The following is a 22,637-nucleotide window of genomic DNA, read 5'->3' on the forward strand; positions in this document are numbered from 1 at the left end:
AGGCTTATTGTCCGTGGCATTGCTTGTATTTCTTGCCGCTGCCGCACGGGCACGGATCATTACGGCGCACGCGTTCTTCTTTGCGAACCGGACGCTTCTGCTGCATTTCGCTGCTTCCGCCGGACTCCGTTTGACCTTTCGCTACCTCTTGGCGCTCCAGGTTGTTCTCCACATGTGCTTTCATGATATATTTGGTGACTTCTTCTTGAATATGCTCAATCATTTCCTTGAACATCTCGAAGCCTTCGAATTGATATTCACGCAGCGGATCTGTACCGCCGTATGCACGAAGGTGGATACCTTGACGAAGCTGATCCATCGCATCGATGTGATCCATCCACTTGCTGTCTACTGCGCGCAGCACGACAACCTTCTCGAATTCACGCATCGTTTCATGACCGATTCCTTCTTCACGCTGATCGTAGAGCTCAATCACTTTGCCGTACAAGAAATCATTGATTTCTTCCGGCTCTTTGCCCCACAGATCTTCTTTCGTGATGCTGTCCTCGTTCAGGAAATTGCCTTCCGCATAATCCACGATTTCTTGCAGCTCCCAGTTCTCCGGTACATCATCAGACGGACAGTGAGCTTCTACGATCTTCGCAATAACCGGCTTGATCATCTCGAGCACGATTTCGCGAATGTTCTCGGAGAAGAGTACCTCGCGGCGCTGCTTGTAGATAATTTCACGCTGTTGGTTCATTACGTCATCGTATTGCAAGACGATTTTACGTTGATCGAAGTTGTTGCCCTCTACGCGTTTCTGCGCAGATTCGATCGCACGGGAGATCAGACGGCTCTCGATCGGTTGGTCTTCTTCGAAACCAAGACGCTCCATCATCCCCATGATGTTCTCAGAGCCGAAACGGCGCATAAGCTCATCTTCAAGCGACAGGTAGAACTGCGAGGAACCCGGGTCCCCTTGACGACCGGCACGACCGCGCAGCTGATTATCGATACGACGGCTCTCATGGCGCTCCGTACCAATAATGTGCAAGCCACCAACACCATCAACCGTTTCGCCAAGCAAAATATCGGTACCACGGCCAGCCATGTTCGTTGCAATCGTAACGGACTCGGATTGACCCGCGCGAGAAATGATTTCGGCTTCCTCTGCATGGTACTTCGCGTTCAGTACTTTGTGAGTAATGCCGCGTTTCTTCAGCAGCTCGGAGAGCTTCTCGGAGTTCTCGATGGAAACTGTACCTACGAGCACGGGCTGTTTGTTCTTGTGGCGATTAACGATCTCTTCAACCACCGCTTTGAACTTGCCGTTCTCTGTCTTATAAACAACATCCGCAATATCATCACGGATATTCTTCCGGTTTGTCGGCACTTGAATAACTTCAAGACCGTAAATTTTCTTGAATTCTTCTTCCTCTGTCTTCGCTGTACCTGTCATACCGGACAGCTTGCGGTACATCCGGAAGTAGTTCTGGAATGTAATCGTAGCGAGCGTCATGCTCTCATTCTGTACTTTAATTTGCTCTTTCGCTTCGATCGCTTGGTGCAATCCATCGCTATAACGGCGGCCAGCCATTAGACGGCCTGTAAACTCATCGACAATGACAACTTCGTCTTCTTGTACCACGTAGTCTACGTCGCGTTTCATAATAACATGCGCTTTGAGCGCTTGCTGAATGTGATGGTTGAGCGTAACATTGGCATGATCGAATAAGTTCTCAATGCCGAATGCTTTCTCCGCTTTCTCAACGCCTGCATCCGTCAATGTTACAGAACGCACCTTCACGTCAACCGTATAATCTTCTTCCACTTTCAAACGAATCGCAAAGCGATCCGCTGCAAAATAAAGCTCCGTCGATTTAGCCGCCTGACCGGAAATAATGAGCGGTGTACGAGCTTCATCGACAAGAATGGAGTCGACTTCATCAATAATGGCATAATAAAGCGGACGCTGTACCATTTGTTCTTTGTACAGAACCATGTTGTCACGCAAGTAGTCGAATCCAAACTCATTGTTCGTTCCGTATGTGATATCGCATGCGTAGGCTGCTTGCTTCTCATCATGATTGAGGCCATGCAGGTTAACACCGACAGTTAAGCCTAGGAATTTATAGAGCTGACCCATTTGCTCGCTGTCACGCGTAGCCAAGTAGTCATTAACCGTAACGACGTGAACGCCTTTGCCCAGAAGCGCGTTCAAATAAACAGCAAGGGTAGCGACGAGCGTCTTACCTTCACCGGTCTTCATCTCAGCAATTTGGCCTTCGTGCAGCACCATACCGCCGATCAGCTGTACGTCGTAATGGCGCTTGTCCAGAACGCGTTTGGAAGCTTCTCTAACAACTGCAAATGCCTCTGGAAGCAGGGTATCAATATCTTCGCCCTTCTCGAGACGTGCTTTAAACTCCTCTGTCTTCTCACGAAGTCCATCATCTGACAACTTGGAAACTTGCGGCTCCAGGCCGTTAATTTCCTCCACGGTACGCATTAGACGCTTAATCTCACGTTCGTTGGCGTCTCCGAATAATTTCTTTACAAGTCCGAGCATGGTCTTCCCCTTTCGTCTGTTACGCCTGTTTGCATAAATTGTATCAGTTTGCGGCAGTTCCCGCAATGTCGGCCCCCTGAGCCAGAAGCTGGATTGCGCACGCAAACCCGCTGTCATCCTGTATTTCTTGCCGGTTGCCCCGAGCGGCGTCTCCATTATATGCCGGTTAAGTGAGCAACATTCCCGCCCTTATGCAAAAAGAGCCCCGGTTTCCCAGGGCCCGATGTGATCCATATTAGTCTGCTTCAATTAATCCATATCGTCCGTCGCTGCGTTTATAAACAACATTCACTTCTTTGGTTGTCGCATTCGCGAACATGAAGAAGCTGTGTCCCACCATGTTCATTTGCAAAATCGCTTCTTCCACGTCCATCGGCTTTAATAGGAAGCGTTTCGTTCGAACAAGCTCGTAGTCCTCTTCCTCCTCCAGTACCCGAACGGCTGCGCCGTCGTCTTTGAACATCGTGCGAATGCCGCTTTCTTTGCGATATCGGCTGTTGATTTTAGTTTTATGTTTGCGAATCTGACGATCCAGTTTGTCCACTACCAAGTCAATGGAAGCGTACATATCCTCGCTCTTCTCCTCTGCTCTGAGCATCGCGTTCGAGAGTGGAATCATGACTTCAATAGCATGCTTGCCTTTCGTAACTGACATTGTAACGTTTGTCTCGGAGGTGAACGGCTCTTCAAAATACTTTTCTAGGCGGCTTAGCTTCTTCTCGACATATTCGCGCAAGGCGTCTGTCACCAGGATGTGTTGACCTCGAATGTTGTATTTCATGTGGCATTCCTCCTTTTACATAGTCTTATTATAACATCCTATGTGGGCGATCTCAAAGATATTTTCTGTATTTTGTGAAATATCTAATAATTTAATAATTGCAAGATTCTAGAAGTAGATTAGTGGGTAAACATAAGAAAAAGCCCTGGTTGCCCAGGGCTTCTGCCGATCATTCGGTTAAGCGCGTACCATTTATTATGTGGCCGCTTAACAGCGGTATGATTACAGTTTAGTAACGTTTGCAGCTTGAGGACCACGCGCGCCTTCGACGATGTCGAATTCTACGGATTGGCCTTCTTCAAGAGTTTTGAAACCTTCGGATTGGATTGCGGAGAAATGTACGAATACGTCGCCGCCTTGTTCTGTCTCGATGAAACCATAACCTTTTTCTGCGTTAAACCATTTAACTTTACCTTGCATTGAGAACATTCCCTTCATCTTCAAATAGCTGCGAGATCACTAGGCGTGGCCCACAAATCGAATATAACACCCACTTCACAATATTGTCAATAAATTTTTGTAAGCGAATACATTATTGATTTCATTGGTTTAATTTTTTCGCCATCCACAAAAAAAACACCCTCAAGGGGTGCTTTTCATCGATATAACATCGTATCACTAGTTCTTCTCATCGAAGAACATACTGTTGTCCGTACCGTATGCCCCTCCGCCGCCATAGGCGTCCCGTTGAACGCGGGCACGGTTGAATTTATCCATGCCTAGGGTTGCTTCATTCTTAAGCTCTTCCATACGCCCCTGAATGCGAGAGTCGAAGCTAAGAATCCGATTCACCTGCTGTTGCTTGGTGCTGTCGGCCGGATGAAGTGCAAATTGCTCTTGGATCGCCTCAATGATGCTTCCTCTTTTGTCCAGGAAGTCTTCAATCTGTTCAACAGTCACTTCGTGGATGTCCGCTACAAGCTGCAAGGTTAACTGCTCTAGTTCTATTAAGGCTTCCATACCAATTATGAGCTCCTCTGAACGCTTGCCACCGGTTTGGCTGCGGCTACCCATGTTTCGCGAAGTTCCGTTAAATAACCGAGCACTTCCTCAACAGGTGCTACGTCTTTCTTCAGGTTCGCTTCCCGTAGACGATTCTTGAAGTATTCATACAGCTTCAACAATCCGTCAGCCAGCTCCGATTTGCGATCCAACGTAATTTCGAACTCCGCAACGATATCTTGAACCTTCACAAGATTACGATGAGCGTCCTCATTCTTACCTTCTTTGATTGCCAGAATGGCAGCCTTCGAGAATCGAATGGCGCCATCGTAAAGCATAATCAGCAACTGTGCAGGTGAAGCTGTTTGGACGGAGTTGTCGAGATATCTATTCTTCTGTGCTTGCAGCATCAACGGTTCCTCCTATTATTGGCCCCCAATAGAGCTCATCAGACTAGACGATTGGGAATTCAACTTACTGATCGCGGTCTCCATCGCGGTAAATTTCTTGTAATATCTGTCCTCCATGTCCAGTAAACGACGGTTCCACGCTGTAATTTGGTCATTTAGCTTGGAGAGCTGTTTACCCATAATGCTGTCCGACTTCAAGACCTCGTCAGAGAATAAGGATGTACCTGCTTTGCTGGAGAGATTCTCAAGCGTGCCTTTCAGGTTACCGTACATCTTCTGAACAATCCCGACATCCGACTCATCCGCATCCCCATTGCCGGCAGCCGAGAATAGCGCCAATACCGCATCCGGATCCTTCTCAATGGCTGTCTTAAGCTTCTCTTCATCTAATATAGAGATCTTACCGTTATCCAGATAATTGGTTGATCCAATACCGATGGACGATAGGGTCGTATAGTTAGCATTGCCTGTATTTACAACAGTGGAAGTGACGGTCCGCAAGGAAGCAATAGTTGACGTAAAAATACTATCGTTATGCAGTATCCCTGTCTTTGCCTTAGTCTCCCAAAGCTTAATATCGTCCTCTTTCATGTCTTTTCTCTGATCTTCGGTCAGCGGTTGGAAGTCGCGGTTCTTCTTCTCTCCGACTTTGTCCTGCAAAGTCTTCAGTACATCATTGTAGTCGGCGATGAAGGTCTTAATCGAATCGACAATCTTGTTCGTATCCGTGGATACCCCGATGGAAGTAGCTACATATTTGGTAGGATCAGCTTCTTGTCCTGCTATTCCCGTAAAGACACTCTTCTGCTTCAGAACGATATCCATGTTATTGACGGTGAACGAGTTGCTCTCGCGTTCTGTCGCAATTCCGTTGATTTCTAGTTTGGCATTCTCGCCTGTAGCACTTGTTGCAGGCAATTTTAGAATATTAGCAGCAAAACCACCTGTATCATTCGTAATCTTAATATCTGCATTTATCCCTGTCGCCTTCGTCGTAAAACCAATTTGTCCCGTGTACGAATCGTAAAAAGCATTCACATTCGTCGTCTTATTAATACGAGAGATCACATCATTGAGCGAATCCACACTCGTATCTACATCGATCTGAGTTCCGTTAATTTTGAAGGAATAGTCCGTTCCGGCGCCTACATTAGGAGTTACTTTCAGTAATGCCTTCTGATCTTCGAGCGTTTTGGATGCATCGAAAGCGGGATCAGTTGGAACAGCAGGAGCTTGACGGATATCGGTTCCCGACATCTTAGCCGAAGTTGCAAGTGCCATAACCTTAATAGATGTTGTACCTATCGGCGCATCTGCTCTAGCGGTAGCCGTAAACACTTGATTATCGCCGCTAATCGTTGTCAGCTTCGCTCCTAATGTTCGATCGGCTTTGAAATTAAAGACTTTATTATTACGGAAATCAAGCAATTTCTTGTTTAAATCCTTGTAAGCGTCACGCTGCCATTCCACGTTCTGCTTCTGCTGTTTCAGCTTATCTGCCGGTACCTTACCAGCTGTCATAAGTTGCTTGACGATGGTGTCGATATCCATGCCTGATGCCATTCCATTAAGCCTCATTACCATTTCGTTACAGTCCTCCTTCTGACGCTGCTATCTCCGTTCATCGATCCAAATTCCGGCGTTCTCGCACATTGCGGCTACCATATTCAATATTTTCTCCGGCGGTACTTCTCGAATGAGTCTTCCCGTATCCTTCTCGACAACTTTCACCATAATCTGCTTGGTTTTCTCGTGGATCGAAAATTCACAAGAAGTCGCCACACCCATAACCGCTTTGTTCGCTTTCTCAATCGCTTTAATCAACATTTCTTCGCCGAGCGGTACCTTTACGCCGGTGTTCTCCGCTTGCTTTAATTCCCTTGCATTCTGAAGCGCAGGCGCAGCACTCGGCTGCTGATCTGACACGACTTGCCGATCGCTGGCAGTAGTAGTTATAGGACTGCTTATGGGAACAGAATTGCTGATTGGCAAATTCGTATTCATAACGCTTTCCTCCCGAAGTTATATTACTTCTTATATCGGTGTAATAAGAGCAAACCTGTATAGCCTAGTGAAAAAATGTATGTAGGACTAATAGCTTAGATAGAAAACAAAAAGAGACCCTAGATAATCTAGGATCTCTTTTTTTCTCAAGGGATACTCTGTTCAAGAAGGTTTTGAATTATCCCCTTCTATATTCCTATTTATTTTATTAATCTACTACGATATTTCATGAAATTCGCTCAACTTCTGCGAAAGTTCCTCTTTCAGTTGTTCGACAATAAACTTGTCATCATATCCGTTGAATACTCCTCTATTCTCTAGTACACTGACAAGTTCTTCTCCTGATTGAGGTTTAATCCATTTTTCTTGTCTATAACAGTATAACTTCAAGACTCGCGCAGGATTGCCAAACACGACACAATGCGATGGAACATCAAAATTCACTACAGCATTCGCTCCAACTACACTTCCATGCCCAATTGTGATATTCCCAATTAGCGTAGCAGAATGACCAATCCAAGCTCCGCGTTTAATTGTAAGTACATTGTTCTTACTTTGGATCCCTTGACGATTGATAGGGATCTGTGGGTTTCCATATTCGTGCTGTGAATCAGATATATAAGTTCTCGGGGCAATTAATACATCTTCTTCTATTAGAATCTGATTGAACGATTCAATAATTGAATTCAATCCGATTAACGTTCTATCACCGATTTTGATCCCTAATTTTTCATTTTGATTGCCTACTGAACTACAAATTAATTGTACTTGATGTGCTAGCGTTACATTATTACCAATCCAAACTTTGCTGCCATTTGAAATATTAATGCTATTCCCCAAACTAACACCGGTTCCGAAATATAACATGTTGTCAGGTAAATCGTTCGCCATTGTAGCACTCCTCAAAAAATTCATTTAAAAAAAGACCTTGGATTTTCATCCAAGATCTTTTTGTCACTACGCTTAAATTAACGAAGCAATTGAAGAACGCCTTGTGGTTGTTGGTTAGCTTGTGCAAGCATAGCTTGTGCAGCTTGTGCAAGGATGTTGTTCTTAGTTTGCTCCATCATTTCTTTCGCCATATCAACATCACGGATACGGGATTCAGCTGCAGTCAGGTTCTCGGAAGCTGTTCCCAAGTTGTTGATTGTGTGCTCAAGACGGTTTTGAACTGCCCCTAGTTTGGAACGCTCGCTGGAAACAGTAGCAGTTGCTTTATCAAGAACTGCGATTGCTTTAGCAGCATCAGCTTTAGTGGAGATGTTAAGAGCAGCTTCGCCTTTAACGTCATCAGTTCCGTTTGTTACAGAGTTAGCTGCTGTGAAGCCAGCATCGCCTGCTTTAGCTGTGATACCAAGAGCTTTGGAACGCATATCGGAAATTTCAAGGCTCATGGATTGACCCGTGTTAGCACCGATTTGGAACGAAGTTTTGAACTCTTCTTGGATGCCGCCATCAGTAATTCCAATTTTACCTTTACCAGCTGCACCAACATAAGTAGCATCTGTAATGTTCAACTTAGTTAGAGTTGTAGTATCCTGTGCGATTTTAACACCAGGAACTTTTGCGCCAACTTGAGCTGCAATGTTTTTTACGAGTTCTTTAACTTTATCGCCGTCAGCTGCCTCAGCATTAGCCAGAGCTGTACTGATATTAACGCCAATTGCGTCGCCTTTATATTCGCCGTCATTAGCATTGTAGAATTCGATTTGTTGACCAGCGATAGTCATACCTTTACCTACTAGTGCTTTAATTGCAGCATCTGTTGCAGCATTATTAGCAGCAGCAGTACCTGTAGTATCTAATCCTGCAAAGTCAATTGTTTGCACTTCTTGAGTATGAACCGTAGTACCAACAGTTGCTGCTCCACCAGTTGCTGCAGTAGCTAGAGCTGCTGAGAAACTTGCTGCTGCAATGTTGCCAGCAGAACCATTCGCACTACCTGTTGTTGTTGCAGCTACTGTCAATATGCCTGCTGCATTAGTAGCTGTGAAGTTACCTGCCAATGCAGAGTTTTTGCCAATAGCAGTAGTTAAAGCAGAAGACAATGCAGTTCCAAAGTTAGCTGCAGTCACAGTACCGCTATATTTAATTGTAATTTCATTTCCTGTAGCATTAGCTGTATCAACTACAGCAGTAGTAGCTGTTACATTAGCTGTGTCTTCTACTAGGTTTACTTTGATTGCTTGACCATTCAAAGTAAATGTTGCAGATTTCCCATTATCACCTGTAACCAGTGTACCAAATGTAGTTGCTTGTGAAGCTGCAGTATTTACAGTTGCACCAGTAACAGATGTAGCTGCAGTGTAGCCAGTTTTAACAAGGCTAACTTTGCCATCGCCTTGAAGCAATTTTTGAGTATTGAACTCAGTAGTGTTACCTACGCGGTTGATTTCGGAAGTCAGTTGGTTCATCTCATCTTGAAGCGCGCCACGGTCAGCGTCAGTGTTAGTTCCGTTAGCTGATTGGTTAGCAAGTTCGCGCATACGTTGAAGGATGCTGTGAGTTTCGTTCAAAGCGCCTTCAGCTGTTTGGATAAGGGAGATACCATCTTGGGAGTTCTTAGCAGCCATGTCCAAACCACGGATTTGGCCACGCATTTTTTCGGAGATTGCTAGACCAGCTGCATCGTCACCTGCACGGTTGATGCGAAGACCGGAAGACAATTTCTCGATGTTCTTAGCTGTTGCTTGGCTGTTTGCACCCAGTTGACGGTGTGTGTTCAAAGCTGTGATGTTGTGATTAATTCTCATTTTTTTCTTCCTCCTTGAAGTTGGGTAGTTCTCCACATCCTTGTGGAGACCTTATGTCTGTTCCGCAATCAGGTCGGCCGCCATGCTGCGAAACAGCGACTAATGAATATATCGACGGTCACTTTGTGATTCTTTATAGCAGAATCATCCAAAATCGAAAAAAACGACAAAAATTTACGGAAATCATGCGGCGATCCTCGTTATTCCAACAAAAAACCCAATGCCATCTAGGCATTGGGTTTTTTGTCACCATGGGTTGGAAGTTGAAAACTCTTCAAATCCGCTACGTTCAGCTGCTTCTGCAGCGCTTGTTTATTGCTCTCTTGTACGGCATCATACACTTCTTTGCGCAGGATGTTCACATCACTCGGTGCTTTGATGCCTACTTTAACCTGATCTCCATCAATTGAAGAAATGACAATCTCAATATCATTGTTTAACAGAATCGATTGACCTTTTTTCCGGCTCAATATTAGCATGATTGTTCACCGCTTTCCAATTGAACGACTTTGAAGAGAGGTTCCTTGGTGCCGTATCTGCTAGACGGCGGGAGCACGCTCTGCTTCCCTAATCCGTTCTTCAAATTCAATAGAATTGGCGCGAGTAAATTAATGGTCGAATCTGCGAATGGATCTGTAGTTGTTACAATACCCAAGACACATACATCCTCAGGAGCTTCAATTTCAAGCGACTTCTTGTCCTTCTCCTCGATCTCGAACGTGTAATCCTGATCGGCAGTGAATGGCGATATCACTAAGAAAGAAATATAATCATGCTCCAGGCTTTGCAAATATGCAAAATGCGGATTCTCTTCCACTACCTTAACCGAGAACTCGTTACATTCTTCGAAGCCGAGAATACTTCCGTTTAATTGAAACGTTCTGCCTTGTAAGAAATCGAGCATGTCACATACCCTCCTCTAACAGATAATGCTATAGCTTGCGCTATAGCATTTCATTTTATCATATGTATTTGTCGTATTCACCCACGCTGAATTCAACCGAGTTCCTCTGCCTTAAGTATACTTCAACTGAACCCGGATGGTACTGCGTCTCCGGTTTACGCGGTGTATACTCAATAATCGGCTTCTGAGCTTCGATGTTGATGATTGGCGCGTGGGCCGTATAACGTACTCTTACATTATCGATGGAAGCCTCGCCGGTATAAATAATGCGATTCTTATGCTGAAGCGCCTCTCGTCCGATCTCTGCGAAAGCATTGTTGGGATTGGAGATTTGCGCCATCCGATTGCCCTCTTGCACAATCTTCGCAATGGCTTGAAGCGCAGCGCTCTTATACTGACTATAGATCGAATTCATCCAATCCAGATGAGGTCCGGCGCCCAAAGCCGTGAGGGCTGCAGTGGAGTCCACTTCAAGCTCACCACGCGGTGATTCAATGTCTACTATGGCCTGCGGCTGTTGAATAGACAAGTCTCCCGGCGGAGATTGAATGTCCAGACTGGCGTTGTTCGTTTGAATGCCGATCTGAGCATAGGTTTGATGAATATTTAAACGCGGAAATTGAAATTCCACAACAATTCCCCCAGACGGATTATCTTATATAATCCAACAAGCTAGGCTGGATGATCTTGGCTCCGATGGACAAGGACGCTTGATACACGTTCTGATCTTCCTGCAGCTTCGTGATGATTTCGGCCATATCCGCATCTTCGATTTTGGAATCGAGCTCTGTCAGGTTCACGTCGAGATCCTTAATACGAGCATCCATCAAATCGATCCGATTCGATCTTGCGCCAACCTCTGCACGGACGTTCAGGATTTTGTCCATTCGGCTGCCTAGTTGTCCCAATAAGTTCTGCACTTGCTTCTGATCTCCGGTAGAGAAGGCTGTTTGGAGCCCGCCTAATACCGTGAAAAGATTGTCCGGCGTTGTAGGAGGAGCTGGTGGGGCTGGATTAGCAGCACCAAACACCGCATCGCCCGTCACATTGATCGGGATCGTAACACCAGCCGCAAATTGATACAGGATAGCTTGCGTATCCGCTTGCTCTGTTTGTGCCCCAGCCACTGTATAAGGATCTTTGTCCGTAAACTGGCCATTAAAAATAGCTTTACCGTTGAGTCTATCGTTGCCAAGGGAAACCGCTTGTTGGTAGAGCTGACCCATCTCTTCTGCAATCGCATCCAATGCCGATTGGGGGTTCGCACCGTTAGCCCCTTGAACCGTCAATTCATTGGCACGCTGCATAATATCAGTCAGCTGAGACAAAACCGTATCCGTATGATCGACGAATGACTTAGCCGTATCAATATTCTTCTGGTACTGCTCATTGGCAGACAGCTCACTGCGATACCGCAGAGCATAGGTAATACCGACCGGATCATCGGAAGGTTCATTTATCTTACGACCTGTTGAAAGCATATTCTGATGCTTGTCCATCCGGTTTAAGTTATTATTCACATTTCTAAGCAGCTGTGAGTGCATCATGCTTTGCGTAATTCTTAATGACAACTTCATCCCCACCTCTCTTAGCTATTACCGTCCTACCGTACCCGTACCGTTAATGAGTTTCTCTAAAATCTCATCGTAAGCCGTCATAAACCGAGCTGCCGCTCCATATGCATGCTGAAACTTAATCATATTAGACATTTCTTCATCGATCGAAACGCCGCTGACCGCTTGACGACTGGAGTCTACTTGCTCAGCAAGTACCTGTTGATTGTTAAGCTGGCGCTGCGCTTCTTGCCCTTGTACCCCTAACTGACCAACAATCGCTCTGAAATAATCATCGATGCTTCCGGTTGTTACTCCGCCGTCCGTTGTAGTAAATGAGAACTTAGAATCTTTGATATTCGCTAGCAATACAGCAAGGGTATTGTTACCTTTGACCGCTATTTCACTGGATCCCGTTCCGGTTGTCCGCAGCGATGTTGCGATTAAGCTGGCATCAGCAGCAATCGTAGGATTCAAGCGAATACTGTCAGCCGTAATATCGCCTGAAGCAGATGTGAAGAAATCATCGCCTGTCTTAGCAGGGGTGTCAAAGGTATATCCTAATTTATGAAGACCGTTAAGTCCATTAACGATGACCGTCGTATCCTGTGCCAGCAATCGATTCGAACCCGCGAACGTCAAACTGCCGCCATCCGGCGTTTTCAATGTTGTTCCGTCAGGAAGCATCGATCCCGCAGGAATCGTGATGGTAATCTCTCCGTTAGCAATACTGTTCGCCAGTACGTTCAGCTGATTCTGATAATCCGCCACGTACTTCTCCTTCGCAACGAACATTCCGAATACTTCGCCGCTATTCAAGTCTCCGGATCCATCTCCCGTGCCAAAAGCAGCCGTGAGTGCATCCACAGAAGTTGGTGTAGCGGTTCCGCCCGTTGTCAGGTTCATGCCGCCGATTGAGATATCGTAGCCCGCGCCTGTATTCACCACGTTAATATTTACGATTTTGGACAAGTTGTCGGTTAGTAGATCCCGTTGATCTCTCAGATCATTAGCATCGTTGCCTAATCCTTCAACCCGTGAAATCTCTGTATTCAAATTCGAAATCGTTGTAATGATAGAGTTGATTTCATTGACTTTAACTCCAATGTTATTGGATAAATCCGTACTTAGATCTCGCAGCTGCTTGCTCGTTTGATTGAAGGCATCTGTTAATGCGATCGCACTCTCGCGCACGATCTTCCGACCCGTTACATTCTCCGGATCTTTGCTTAGATCGGACCACGACTTCCAGAAGTTGTCGAGTACGGTACGAATACCTGAATCCGATGGTTCGTTCACAATACTCTCCAGCTTATTGAGCGTGTCCGCTTGGATCTGCCAATTGCCTAGAGACTTATTCTCATTCCGAAATTGATCATCCAGGAAGGATTGACGAACGCGAGTAATGGATGAGAACTCTACGCCTGTTCCCAACTGTCCGGGTACGTTGGATCTGCTTATGCCCGGATATTCCATGGGTCTGGAGGCTTGCATATTGACGACTTGTCTGGAGTACCCTGCCGTATTAGCATTCGAGATATTGTGACCGGTTGTATTCAATGCAGCCGTCTGCGTGAACAAACTCCGCTTGGCTGTTTCAATGCCGTGGAATGTAGAACTCATTACAGGGTTGCCTCCCTATCCTCTTGTATCAAATAAGCCGTTGCGCGCATTTCCGTATCCGGGACTAAGTGGATGCTGGTACGTAACATCACCATGCGGATCCTCGACCAACAAATCTATAGAATAATCAATGAACTTAAGCGACTGCTCGATTAGCTGCTGGTTCAGCTGACTGACCTTCTGCAGCTCATCAAGCAGCTCGGTAAGTTCCTCATGAAGTTCGGTTAGTTTCTTCTTATCTTGAGATGCTGTGACCGTCCGTATCATCTCGCTGATTTTGCCGCCTTTGTAACGAAGCATCCCAATACCCGAGAAGTATTGTCCGGATAGCCTCATCCGCTGCTGCTCCAACTCTTCAGCCGTCTTCAGCAGCTTCCGTTCTTTCTGAAGAATGGCGTTTAGCTTCTCCACTTGATTGTGGACAAGATAAGGCGTCTTCTCATTGGCCAATGCCAGCAGTTCTCGGTATACGCTAGCCTGCTGCTCAAGCGTTGCGATAATTGTTTCCACAATCACAAGGATTCACCTGTCTTGTTGTTAGTTTTTAAGAAATGGAAGCAGCTTCTCTGCGATCTTGCCCGATTCCACATGATAGCTTCCGGTGCTTACGGATTGTTTAAGATCATCAATCAACTTAGCGCGGTCAGCGTCATTGACACGACTGGAAGAGAGCATCTCCTGTGCTTCGGCAGATATTTGCACTTTATCCGTTTTCCGTTTGCGATCGAGCGCATTTGCCTGCTGATCGTTCTGCTTCTGGTACGGATTTACTGCATTGATCCGGTGCGATTGATTTATCTTCATCATAATCCCTCCAACAATTAAAAAAGCCGATAACTCTGTATAAGAGTATTATCGGCAAATGGGTGTAAATATTTAGAGATTTTAAAACTAGGTAAAATTATCAGTCTCCGCCACGCTCTAAGTTGCGATAGGCTGAGGCTGCTGAGGTTGGCGCCTTCGTGGGCTCTTCTTCGGATCGGCTGGCAATTTCTTGTTTGGCTTTGCTGACTTCTTTCAGCAGCTTCGCCCTACAGCTGTCACATTTGTTATTATCTCGGATGAGTACGCCGCACATTTCACACGGATACATCAAATTCGGAGCACCTACCAGCGAAATTCTACCCTCTCGAATAAATTTCGTGATTTGTTTTATAGATACATTCGTCGCGTCTGAAAGTTCGTTGATGTTCGTGCCCTTATTCTTGCGCAGATAATCTGAGCAAACCGAATATTCGTTATCAATCTGTTTGATGCAATTTGGACACACATCGCGGAAGTTCTTAGCATACAGTTTCCCGCAGCGAGGACAATTCCCAAGATCCATCTTTCACTGCTCCCTTCAAGTCTAGCCACTTGTGACTTCATATTAACTCAAAAACAGACAAAATTCATCAATTATTTGGTAGATCAACATATAGATGAATCAGCTAGGAACGAGCAAGTGTGAGAATAAATATTTGAGTATTCAAATGAGGTGCGAGCTGCTCTATTCCCTTCGTTAGCGCCTGTGCGCAGGAGTTCGCCGTACTTCCGGTGGTGTAGATATCATCTACTAACAGCAGATTAATTCTAGGCTGGTCGGTAGAGTTTAGACTTAGTGTCGCAAGCATCTTAGAAGTGGCATCTAGGTCGGCGGCAAAAAGCTGTTTGGTATCTCGCAGTCTTGCATTTCTTGTTTTGAAGCTTTGCTTGTCACTGTGCCTGGTGCGCCGCAAGATATCACATACCGTTAGCTGCTCATGTTCTGCAAGGTACGAGGCAAGACGTTCAGCTTGATTAAAGCCCCGCTCCTGCAGCCGTTCGCTGCTTACCGGGACCGGGATCATGGCATCGAACCGGAATGGTATTGCGTTGCCGCTGGACTGATGCGTTAGCATGCCGTGATATGCGGGGAGTAACATTTTTCCCAAAAGGGGGGCCAGCCCTTCATGACCGCGATACTTGTAGAGGGCCAGCCATTGCCGAATGACAGAATCGTAATGGACCGCTGAGCGATTGCAAACGAAAGCTGTTTCTTGACGACGGCTGCAATCCGGACATCGTTCCGGCCTGCCGCAAACGGCACAGTAAAGTCGCTTAATCCAAGGAATTTGTCCAAAACAATGCCGGCACAGCTCTGGGAATTCGGCATGTCTCGGCGACCGACCGTCTAGCTTCCCGCAAATGACGCAAGCCGGGGATTTAGGCAAGAGCATGGTTGTGGTTGTTTGGGATGTATGGCTGACAAGCTGTTGAAGCTTACGCCAGACGGATGAAAGAAGAGTTGGGAGTATGAGTTGTCACGCCTTTCCGGGATGGACTGCGTAGGGCAGCTGGCTGGTTATAAAAGATAACCGCTTCGGCGGGCGATTCGATTCATGCCCTTGATCTGTCGAATGGCGGATTGCTGTGCGCGCGTTCGGGACGAGCCGTAGAAATACACCCGTCCGGCAGGATCATCCTTGGATCGGCCGGCTCTGCCCGCCATCTGAATGAGAGACGCATCATCGAAGAGCTTCCCGTCCGCATCGAGGATAAACACATCGCTCTTGGGAACGGTAACTCCCCTCTCGAGAATCGTCGTTGTGACGAGCAGACGGATGCTTCGATTCCGGAATCGGGTTACTTTGTCCGCACGATGCGGATCCTTGGAGGAAGTACCCTCCACGACAATTGCGGGAAAAGCGAGCCGGAGCCGCTCAACCAGAGGTTCTACATCCCGAATTTGCTGGGCAAATACGAAGAGCTGCGCACCTCGGTTGATGGACTGCCCGAGCGTCTTAAGGAGATGGCGTGGCAGGTGGCGCTTGTCTAGGATTTTGCGCACGGTTGGGATTTGACATTGAATCGGCACCGGAAGCGGATGACGGTGGAAGCGAACCGGTACGCGCACATGCTCAAGTCGGCCAAGCTTCGCTGCCCTTCTGAGCTCTGCCGGAGGCGTAGCGGATAGAAGGATATTTACGCCATCAGGCTTACATACATTATCCGCAGCGTAGTGCAGCATAGCGTCATTGTGATAAGGAAAAGCATCGATCTCATCAATGACAACAAGATCAAACCCTTGGCGGAAACGGAACAATTGATGCGTTGTAGCCAGTGTGATCTCACCTTGCTCCCACCGCTGCTCACTGCCTCCGTATAGCGTCACTACCGTTGCCTCCGGAAATGCTTTGCGGATACGCGGGTCCAGCTCCAGCACGACGTCTCTTCGCGGTGTCGCTATGAGTGCACGACCGCTGCGCTGCAGACAAGCCTCGATGAGCGGAAAGATCATCTCCGTTTTACCCGCTCCGGTGACTGCCCACAGCAGGAATCTGCGCGGGGAAGTTTGGTGGGATGGGCGGGATGGGCTAGCCGCCATGAAGCTGAGGGCAGCCTCGGCGGCGGCCGTTTGTGCGGGGCTGAGGCCCCAGGTGGGGGCGATAGCGGTGGTGGTGGCGGCGCTTGGCGCGGGTGGGGCGTAGGACGCGATAGGTGCCGCGTTGGCGCTTGGCGCAAGTGAGGCGTCAGTAGTGATCATGCTCGCTGCCGCGCTGCTCGGTATGCCGTGGATGAGCAGGCCGCATTCGCGGCTGCGGCCCATCGTGAGGCATGCCTCGCAGTACGCGCATGCGCGGCCGCACGCGGCGCATGCGGTTCGGCGCATGCGGTTCGGCGCATGCGCGCCGTGCCGCTGCCGCACCGCTGGCAGCGAAGCCGCGGGCGCGGCTTGGCGCCGAGCGCCTCCCGCCACCGCAGCAGCCGTGGCTGCGGCTGCGGGGCGACTGCGCCGCCTAGGCGCAGCAGGCCGAGCAGCGCGGCCAACTGGAGCGCGGGAGCTGCCGCGCTCCAAGGCACCGCCGCTGCGCCGGCCGGCCCGGCCGCGCCCGCGGCCCCAAGCAGGGCGAGCGCTTCGCTGCTGAGCAGCGCTCGTCCCTGCAAGAGCGCAGCGGCGCGACCAGCCCGCGCCGCCAGCCCCTGATCCGCTTCCCCGCACAGCTCGGAGGCGCGAACCACAGCATGGGCATCCACGCTCCTTCTGGCCGGCAGGCCCATCCGAGCATCATAGGCCCATGCCTCATGAACAAGGCGCGTCAGCACCTCGCGCATCACCTTCTGTCCAGCTCCGCCAGGCCAACGTTCCACTACCCTTGCCGCCAAACCAAGCGGCAATTCTTCAGACCAAACAACAACTGTATACCAGCTCTCGTTCTTGTCTTTTCCATTCGCTTTAGCTCTCGCATTCGTACTAGTATTCGCTTTAGCATTCGCTTTAGCATTCGCATTCGCTTTAGCTTTAGCTTTAGCTTTATCTTTATCTTTAGCTTTATCTTTATCTTTATCTTTAGCTTTATCTTTAGCTTTAGCACTCGCAGTTGCATTTACAATCGCACTAGCACTCGCATTTGCATCCGCATTTCCATTCGCTTTATCTTCAGCACTAGCACTCACACTAGCATTCGCATTCGCATCCCCATCCCCACCACCCAACACCCGCTCCGCCTCCTCCCGATACCCAGCCACAAGCCAATAAGCCATATCCACCTCAGGCGCTATCGACCACATCGCCCTAGTCCTACTCTCGCCCCCAACCACATACAACGTCACTTTCATGATGCCAGCCTCCCTTTATTCGATTAATCCTTTTTGCCGTACCTACCAAGCCCCACAGCACAACAAAAAAGCACACCCCAATCCGCCTCAAGGCAGATCATACGGGTGTGCTTCACTCGTCTATATTCAGTTGAATAGATTATACATTGTGCTTCGCTATCATCGCAATTCACTTTTTCCCGGCACATCAGATTTGGGTAATCATCTGCACCGTATCACTCACTCGTACACTTAGAACGGGAGCTTCGACAGATCCGCGGGATCTCTTAAGTCAATCAGCACCGCATGGTCCTTCACGGAGACAACGCCTTCTGCTTGAAGCATCCAGAGCAGGTTTGTCGGCTCTAGCTTGCTTTGCTTCTTGATCCGGCTATCTGTACGCCGACGTCCTGATATCCGCAGCTTCGTGCGAAAGCGATGCCATTTCGCAAGACTCTCTTCATTTTTCGCACTGCTATTTTTCTCAATCTCCGCACTCAAACTCTTCTCGCTCTTGGCACTCGAAATCTGCTCGCTCTTGGCACTCAAACTTTTCTCGTTCTTCGCACTCGAATGTTTATCACTATGCCCGGTCAATTGCTTCTCGCTCTTCGCACTCGAGTGTTTCCCATCTTTCACGCTCGATACTTCAGGAGCTTTGACCGATGCGGGTCGGCTCAGCGTCTCCGGCAAGCGGCCGTGCTCATCTGGCGAGGCAGAGGAGTGAAAATGGACATTCATACCGTGCTTGGCAAAACACCGAGCAATACTCATCGTTTCATCCTCTGAGCCGCGGTCCACGACAGTCACTTTCACTTCTGTGCCAGTAAAATGAGAAAAACGCCGAAGCGAGCGCATATACCATTCCATCTGCAGTTGTTCATTACCGGCGATCAGTACGTAATGCTTGATATGACGTTCCCGTCTCCAGGTAAGTGCGGATACGGCATGTACGGCAGCCGCAGCCAAGGCGTAACAACCGAAGATCCATAACAAGACTGGAATCAAGGCAGCCACCTCCTTTTTTGTGACATCATATGCCGTAAACCGCCCATGGGTGACGGACATTCACGGACAAGTCGCAAAAAAGGGGCATGCGTCCCTGCAAGGTCACTGAAGAACTTAGGTTTTCTAGCGATCTTAGCGATTCGTTTTTTGCAGTATTGCTCTCTGGTTGCCAAAGCGATAAGCTGCGAGGTATCACCTATTACGCGGTTCGAAGATGACGTGTACGGAGTACAACACGTTCGCCGTTTTCTAGTCTCAAATGACGTATGACGTGTACGGAGTACAACTCATCCGTTTCTTTCTAGAGAATATAGCTGGTTATCCATATTTCAAATGTATTTTATACACGTTAACTACCTATTTTCTCCGAAGGCTCCGGTTTTTCGTGTAGTTTATACAACTCAAAGAGTACGCCCATAAACCTCTGGCTCTGGTCTGTGCCATTCATCAGTTGGACCTTTCAGTGGCATGCGTCCTTGCGCCTGCCCCATCACTCTTCCGCACTTCGCCCTCCCACACTTCCATCCATCCGCCCTCTTACTCCTACTCCATCCCCCAGCCCACCGGCAGCTTCCGATCCCCGCCCATAAACCGCTGCAGTCCATGCTCAATCCGGACTGTCTTATCGCTCGGAAGCACCACCGTCAATTGGCATGACGGCGTCGAAGCCATCAAGGACCTCCGCGCTTCCGGTTGCTTAAGCGTGACGTACAATGTTTCACCAACCGAGTGAGTCTCCAGCAACTCAACGGAGGCAGGAGCCTTGTCCCCGCTTCCCACTTCATACCGGCAGGCGCCAAAAGCTTGCACCTGATTAGATCTGCTAGTATCGGCGTCAATCATGAGCGAGCCGTTCCAATAGTGCTCATCCTGCACGACGATCCTCTTCACGGCAGGCCCGATCTTCTCCGATACCTGCTCCGCTTGCACACGAACTTCTTTAGCGCCGATCGAGCCGCGAATCTCATCCATTAAGCCTGTAGCATTTACCGTCGTGAACAGCAGACAGCTGGCGCCGAGAACGGCAACCACAATGATGCTGAACAAATCATAACGAAGCACAGGCTGTTCAGTCTTGCTGCGCCATAAGTATATGATAATTTCCAGACCTATCAGCACCAGAAGCAACGGCCACCAAATCATCCCCTGATCCAGCCAGCTCATCCCACCGAATTGAACAGCAACCAGCACCACACCCATCGCGATGAGCGCTGTCCCCATCGACCACGTACCGACTCGCCATTGCCTCATTCCGGTTTCACCGCCTTCTGTTTGCTGCCCGATAGCAGCTTAACGCCGGCTCCAATAAGCAGCAGTGCCGTCAATCCGGTTTTGAAATAGTAACGAATGTTCGACGTTAGCTGCCAGTCTCCCCATACGCGCTGTACATATTCAAGCAGCAGTCGATCGGCCGAATAGTATAGACCGAGTGCAACTAAAGCGATTCCGAGCCATTTCTGCCTGTGAATAAGCCAATCCACAATCGGTACATCCTCCAGCTGTCCGTCTCCATTATTTAGGCGTGACTGCTGCTGCAGCGCATCGAAGAAAGAGAAACACCACAATAACGGCACCATGAAGAGGAATAACGACAGCTGAAGCACATCAAGCAGATAGATGGAGAGCAGGAACCCGGCCATAAGCTGCAGCCCACGCTTCTGCAAACCGAGATACATATGCCCTGCCCCCGGCAAAATCGACAATACCGTCGACAACCACCGGCTGCGCTTGCCACCTTGACGGTGATCCTCCCAATCATCCAGAATGGAACGATCCTGCAGCGTCTCGCCGGCTTGCTTCAAGCCTACATGACGAATGGCATCAAACATGCCGAACAGCCAAATAATCGGAAGCACCAACAGGAAGGTTAAGAACCCCGGTTGATCCGCAAGCACCGCCACGAAGATAATCATCGCCAGCAATCCGAAGAAACCAATCATTAGATTCAATCCCCGCTGCATCAACCCCAGCTGTAGATGCCCCAGCCCCGGAATAAACGACAACAGAATCGTTTGAAACCGCTCGCTCGACGGACCGTTCGACTCTTGGTGCGAAGCGCCTGACGCCGTGTATGGCCCTCCACCCGACGAGGTATATGTCATTCCGCTTGTCATCGTCTCCATCGGCATCAACTGCGGACCATACGCTAAGTGTCCCGGTACCGGCGCCGGAAGATGAATCTCCCTTGCTCCGCTGTGCCGAATCAAATAAATAATCAGATCCAGTATGCTGATCGCCCAGATCAAGAAAGCCAGAAACAAAAACAGAACCATAAAGCCTTCCTCATTGACGCTTGACCCCGCGATGGACGCGAACAGGAAACAGAAAATGACCCCCAACAAATAGATGAGCCCGCGCCCGAAACGCCCCACCTTCATATGCCCAATTCCCGGCAGAAAGCCCAAAAACAGCGTCGCTACTGGACTTTTAACCATACCATCATCTCGCCTTCTGCTAAATATTATTTATTCGGCTTCTCGACCATTGCCTCGATAACCGCCGCGGTCCGCTCCATGATAGAGACAGATACCGATTCCTTCTTGCTGATTTGATGCTCTTCCCACTGCTGCGGCTGCTCCGCTATGCGCTGAAACACACCTGTAGACATGAGGACCAGCATAACGCATACCGCGATTAAATAATGAATCATCGTTTGTTTGCGGCTGCTTCGTTTGACCGGACTCCGGCGCACGATGTCCACCTTCGGAGGAGGAGGAGTTGTTTGGACTTGCTCCACCGCGGCAATGGCCGCCATAATGCGCCCCGTAACAGCTTCCGCCGCCTCGTTATCCAGCGACTCGACCTCATCTACGCTGTTCAGCAGCTCCATATATAACTCCAGGCAGCTGCTGCAATCCGCCAGATGCTCCTCGGCTTCCAGCCGTTCCTCTACACGAAGCGTATCCTCTGCATACCTCCGCCAGTAAGCCTCATCCTGATGCATCATTCCAAATCCTCCTCCTTCCAATGCTTGCGCATCCATTGTCTAGCTCTATACAGCTTAGACTCCACGCTTTTCTCCTGCAGCTGCTCGTGTTCGGCGATCTCTTTGTACGGTCTATCTTCCAAGAAGTAAGATCGTACTACACGCCGATACCCTTCCGGGAGCGTGCTTACCATCGCGCGAACACGACGCTTGCGATCGCGCTTCAATGCTTCAAGTTCCGCAGGCGGTGCATGCCCCGCCGCAGCCTCCACCATTACACCCGCTCCATGTTGAGCAGGTGAGGCATTCCCCTTCGGCCTGCTCCCAGCCGCAACTTCCCCTTGTGATATAGCCTCTTGGCCGGCGCGCTGCAGCAGCGCCTCTTTGCGGGTGTTGCGTCTGCGGCAATCTATCGCGAGATTAACGGCTGTTCGTGATGCCCATGCCTTGAACCCGTCACCTCGATAATCCGGGAGGGAGAGATAGATCCGTACGAAGGTCTCCTGCAGCGTATCCTCCGCATCGCGCCGATCACGCACTACACTCCAGATCAGCCTGTACAGTTCATCTCGATACTTGGCAACCAGCTCAGCGTATGCCTCGCGATCCCCGTCTTGAATTTGAACAATCAACGCTTCGTCTCGAATCTCTCTCCCTCCCCTCT

Annotated in this window: 26 protein-coding genes; all 26 read right to left on the minus strand. The window is 48.7% G+C overall.

Annotation, left to right across the window (positions count from 1 at the left end; all coding sequences use genetic code 11):
* Nucleotides 1–4: 4 nt before the first annotated feature.
* Nucleotides 5–2,512 carry a preprotein translocase subunit SecA gene (gene secA / locus AC0YNS_RS21200; protein WP_475782967.1) on the minus strand — a complete coding sequence of 836 codons (2,508 nt, stop codon included), beginning with the start codon at nt 2,510–2,512 and terminating at the stop codon, nt 5–7.
* A gap of 235 nt (nt 2,513–2,747) precedes the next feature.
* Nucleotides 2,748–3,293, minus strand: a complete 546-nt coding sequence (gene hpf, locus AC0YNS_RS21205; RefSeq protein ID WP_475782968.1) for a ribosome hibernation-promoting factor, HPF/YfiA family — start codon at nt 3,291–3,293, stop codon at nt 2,748–2,750.
* Nucleotides 3,294–3,515: 222 nt separating this feature from the next.
* Nucleotides 3,516–3,713: a cold shock domain-containing protein gene (locus AC0YNS_RS21210; protein ID WP_090575545.1), complete on the minus strand. Its 198-nt coding sequence runs from the start codon at nt 3,711–3,713 to the stop codon at nt 3,516–3,518.
* Nucleotides 3,714–3,911: 198 nt separating this feature from the next.
* The gene (gene fliT, locus AC0YNS_RS21215) at nt 3,912–4,253 is read right to left on the minus strand and encodes a flagellar protein FliT (protein WP_475782969.1); all 342 of its coding nucleotides are present in this window, start codon (nt 4,251–4,253) and stop codon (nt 3,912–3,914) included.
* A 5-nt stretch (nt 4,254–4,258) separates the two neighbouring features.
* Nucleotides 4,259–4,645: a flagellar export chaperone FliS gene (gene fliS, locus AC0YNS_RS21220; protein ID WP_475782970.1), complete on the minus strand. Its 387-nt coding sequence runs from the start codon at nt 4,643–4,645 to the stop codon at nt 4,259–4,261.
* A 15-nt stretch (nt 4,646–4,660) separates the two neighbouring features.
* Nucleotides 4,661–6,229 carry a flagellar filament capping protein FliD gene (fliD, locus tag AC0YNS_RS21225; RefSeq protein ID WP_475782971.1) on the minus strand — a complete coding sequence of 523 codons (1,569 nt, stop codon included), beginning with the start codon at nt 6,227–6,229 and terminating at the stop codon, nt 4,661–4,663.
* A gap of 27 nt (nt 6,230–6,256) precedes the next feature.
* The gene (locus tag AC0YNS_RS21230) at nt 6,257–6,649 is read right to left on the minus strand and encodes a flagellar protein FlaG (RefSeq protein ID WP_475782972.1); all 393 of its coding nucleotides are present in this window, start codon (nt 6,647–6,649) and stop codon (nt 6,257–6,259) included.
* A gap of 216 nt (nt 6,650–6,865) precedes the next feature.
* Nucleotides 6,866–7,540 carry an acyltransferase gene (locus tag AC0YNS_RS21235; protein ID WP_475782973.1) on the minus strand — a complete coding sequence of 225 codons (675 nt, stop codon included), beginning with the start codon at nt 7,538–7,540 and terminating at the stop codon, nt 6,866–6,868.
* A gap of 77 nt (nt 7,541–7,617) precedes the next feature.
* Nucleotides 7,618–9,402: a flagellin N-terminal helical domain-containing protein gene (locus AC0YNS_RS21240; RefSeq protein WP_475782974.1), complete on the minus strand. Its 1,785-nt coding sequence runs from the start codon at nt 9,400–9,402 to the stop codon at nt 7,618–7,620.
* Between the two features lie 227 nt (nt 9,403–9,629).
* A complete protein-coding gene (gene csrA / locus AC0YNS_RS21245; protein WP_475782975.1) occupies nt 9,630–9,881 on the minus strand; it encodes a carbon storage regulator CsrA in 252 nt (83 codons plus the stop codon).
* Nucleotides 9,875–10,306 (minus strand): flagellar assembly protein FliW, encoded by a 432-nt coding sequence (fliW, locus tag AC0YNS_RS21250; protein WP_475782976.1) that lies wholly within the window; start codon nt 10,304–10,306, stop codon nt 9,875–9,877. Before fliW ends, csrA begins: the two co-directional genes overlap by 7 nt.
* A 58-nt stretch (nt 10,307–10,364) precedes the next feature.
* Entirely contained in the window at nt 10,365–10,937 is a 573-nt protein-coding gene (locus tag AC0YNS_RS21255) for a DUF6470 family protein (RefSeq protein ID WP_475782977.1), read from the minus strand.
* A gap of 19 nt (nt 10,938–10,956) precedes the next feature.
* The gene (gene flgL / locus AC0YNS_RS21260) at nt 10,957–11,877 is read right to left on the minus strand and encodes a flagellar hook-associated protein FlgL (RefSeq protein WP_475782978.1); all 921 of its coding nucleotides are present in this window, start codon (nt 11,875–11,877) and stop codon (nt 10,957–10,959) included.
* A 24-nt stretch (nt 11,878–11,901) separates the two neighbouring features.
* Complete coding sequence (gene flgK, locus AC0YNS_RS21265) at nt 11,902–13,482, minus strand: flagellar hook-associated protein FlgK (RefSeq protein WP_475782979.1); 1,581 nt, start codon at nt 13,480–13,482, stop codon at nt 11,902–11,904.
* Between the two features lie 15 nt (nt 13,483–13,497).
* Nucleotides 13,498–13,998 (minus strand): flagellar protein FlgN, encoded by a 501-nt coding sequence (locus AC0YNS_RS21270; protein WP_475782980.1) that lies wholly within the window; start codon nt 13,996–13,998, stop codon nt 13,498–13,500.
* A 21-nt stretch (nt 13,999–14,019) separates the two neighbouring features.
* Nucleotides 14,020–14,286, minus strand: coding sequence for a flagellar biosynthesis anti-sigma factor FlgM (gene flgM, locus AC0YNS_RS21275; protein ID WP_475783316.1), 267 nt, complete (start codon nt 14,284–14,286; stop codon nt 14,020–14,022).
* Between the two features lie 100 nt (nt 14,287–14,386).
* Nucleotides 14,387–14,809: a flagellar protein gene (locus AC0YNS_RS21280; protein ID WP_475782981.1), complete on the minus strand. Its 423-nt coding sequence runs from the start codon at nt 14,807–14,809 to the stop codon at nt 14,387–14,389.
* Between the two features lie 103 nt (nt 14,810–14,912).
* Complete coding sequence (locus AC0YNS_RS21285; RefSeq protein WP_475782982.1) at nt 14,913–15,395, minus strand: ComF family protein; 483 nt, start codon at nt 15,393–15,395, stop codon at nt 14,913–14,915.
* Entirely contained in the window at nt 15,356–15,616 is a 261-nt protein-coding gene (locus AC0YNS_RS21290) for a hypothetical protein (RefSeq protein WP_475782983.1), read from the minus strand. Before AC0YNS_RS21290 ends, AC0YNS_RS21285 begins: the two co-directional genes overlap by 40 nt.
* A 189-nt stretch (nt 15,617–15,805) precedes the next feature.
* On the minus strand, nt 15,806–17,050 hold the full coding sequence (locus AC0YNS_RS21295) for a helicase-related protein (protein WP_475782984.1): 1,245 nt from the start codon (nt 17,048–17,050) through the stop codon (nt 15,806–15,808).
* Nucleotides 16,984–18,060 (minus strand): hypothetical protein, encoded by a 1,077-nt coding sequence (locus AC0YNS_RS21300; protein WP_475782985.1) that lies wholly within the window; start codon nt 18,058–18,060, stop codon nt 16,984–16,986. The genes AC0YNS_RS21295 and AC0YNS_RS21300 overlap by 67 nt, the downstream gene beginning before the upstream one ends.
* 231 nt (nt 18,061–18,291) lie before the next feature.
* Nucleotides 18,292–19,047 carry a hypothetical protein gene (locus tag AC0YNS_RS21305; protein ID WP_475782986.1) on the minus strand — a complete coding sequence of 252 codons (756 nt, stop codon included), beginning with the start codon at nt 19,045–19,047 and terminating at the stop codon, nt 18,292–18,294.
* Between the two features lie 543 nt (nt 19,048–19,590).
* Entirely contained in the window at nt 19,591–20,298 is a 708-nt protein-coding gene (locus AC0YNS_RS21310; protein WP_475782987.1) for a LiaI-LiaF-like domain-containing protein, read from the minus strand.
* On the minus strand, nt 20,295–21,482 hold the full coding sequence (locus tag AC0YNS_RS21315) for a hypothetical protein (RefSeq protein WP_475782988.1): 1,188 nt from the start codon (nt 21,480–21,482) through the stop codon (nt 20,295–20,297). The genes AC0YNS_RS21310 and AC0YNS_RS21315 overlap by 4 nt, the downstream gene beginning before the upstream one ends.
* A gap of 26 nt (nt 21,483–21,508) precedes the next feature.
* The gene (locus AC0YNS_RS21320; protein WP_475782989.1) at nt 21,509–21,994 is read right to left on the minus strand and encodes a hypothetical protein; all 486 of its coding nucleotides are present in this window, start codon (nt 21,992–21,994) and stop codon (nt 21,509–21,511) included.
* On the minus strand, nt 21,991–22,605 hold the full coding sequence (locus tag AC0YNS_RS21325; protein WP_475782990.1) for an RNA polymerase sigma factor: 615 nt from the start codon (nt 22,603–22,605) through the stop codon (nt 21,991–21,993). The genes AC0YNS_RS21320 and AC0YNS_RS21325 overlap by 4 nt, the downstream gene beginning before the upstream one ends.
* Between the last annotated feature and the right edge of the window lie 32 nt (nt 22,606–22,637).

The sequence above is a fragment of the Paenibacillus sp. J22FR21 genome (assembly GCF_056269135.1).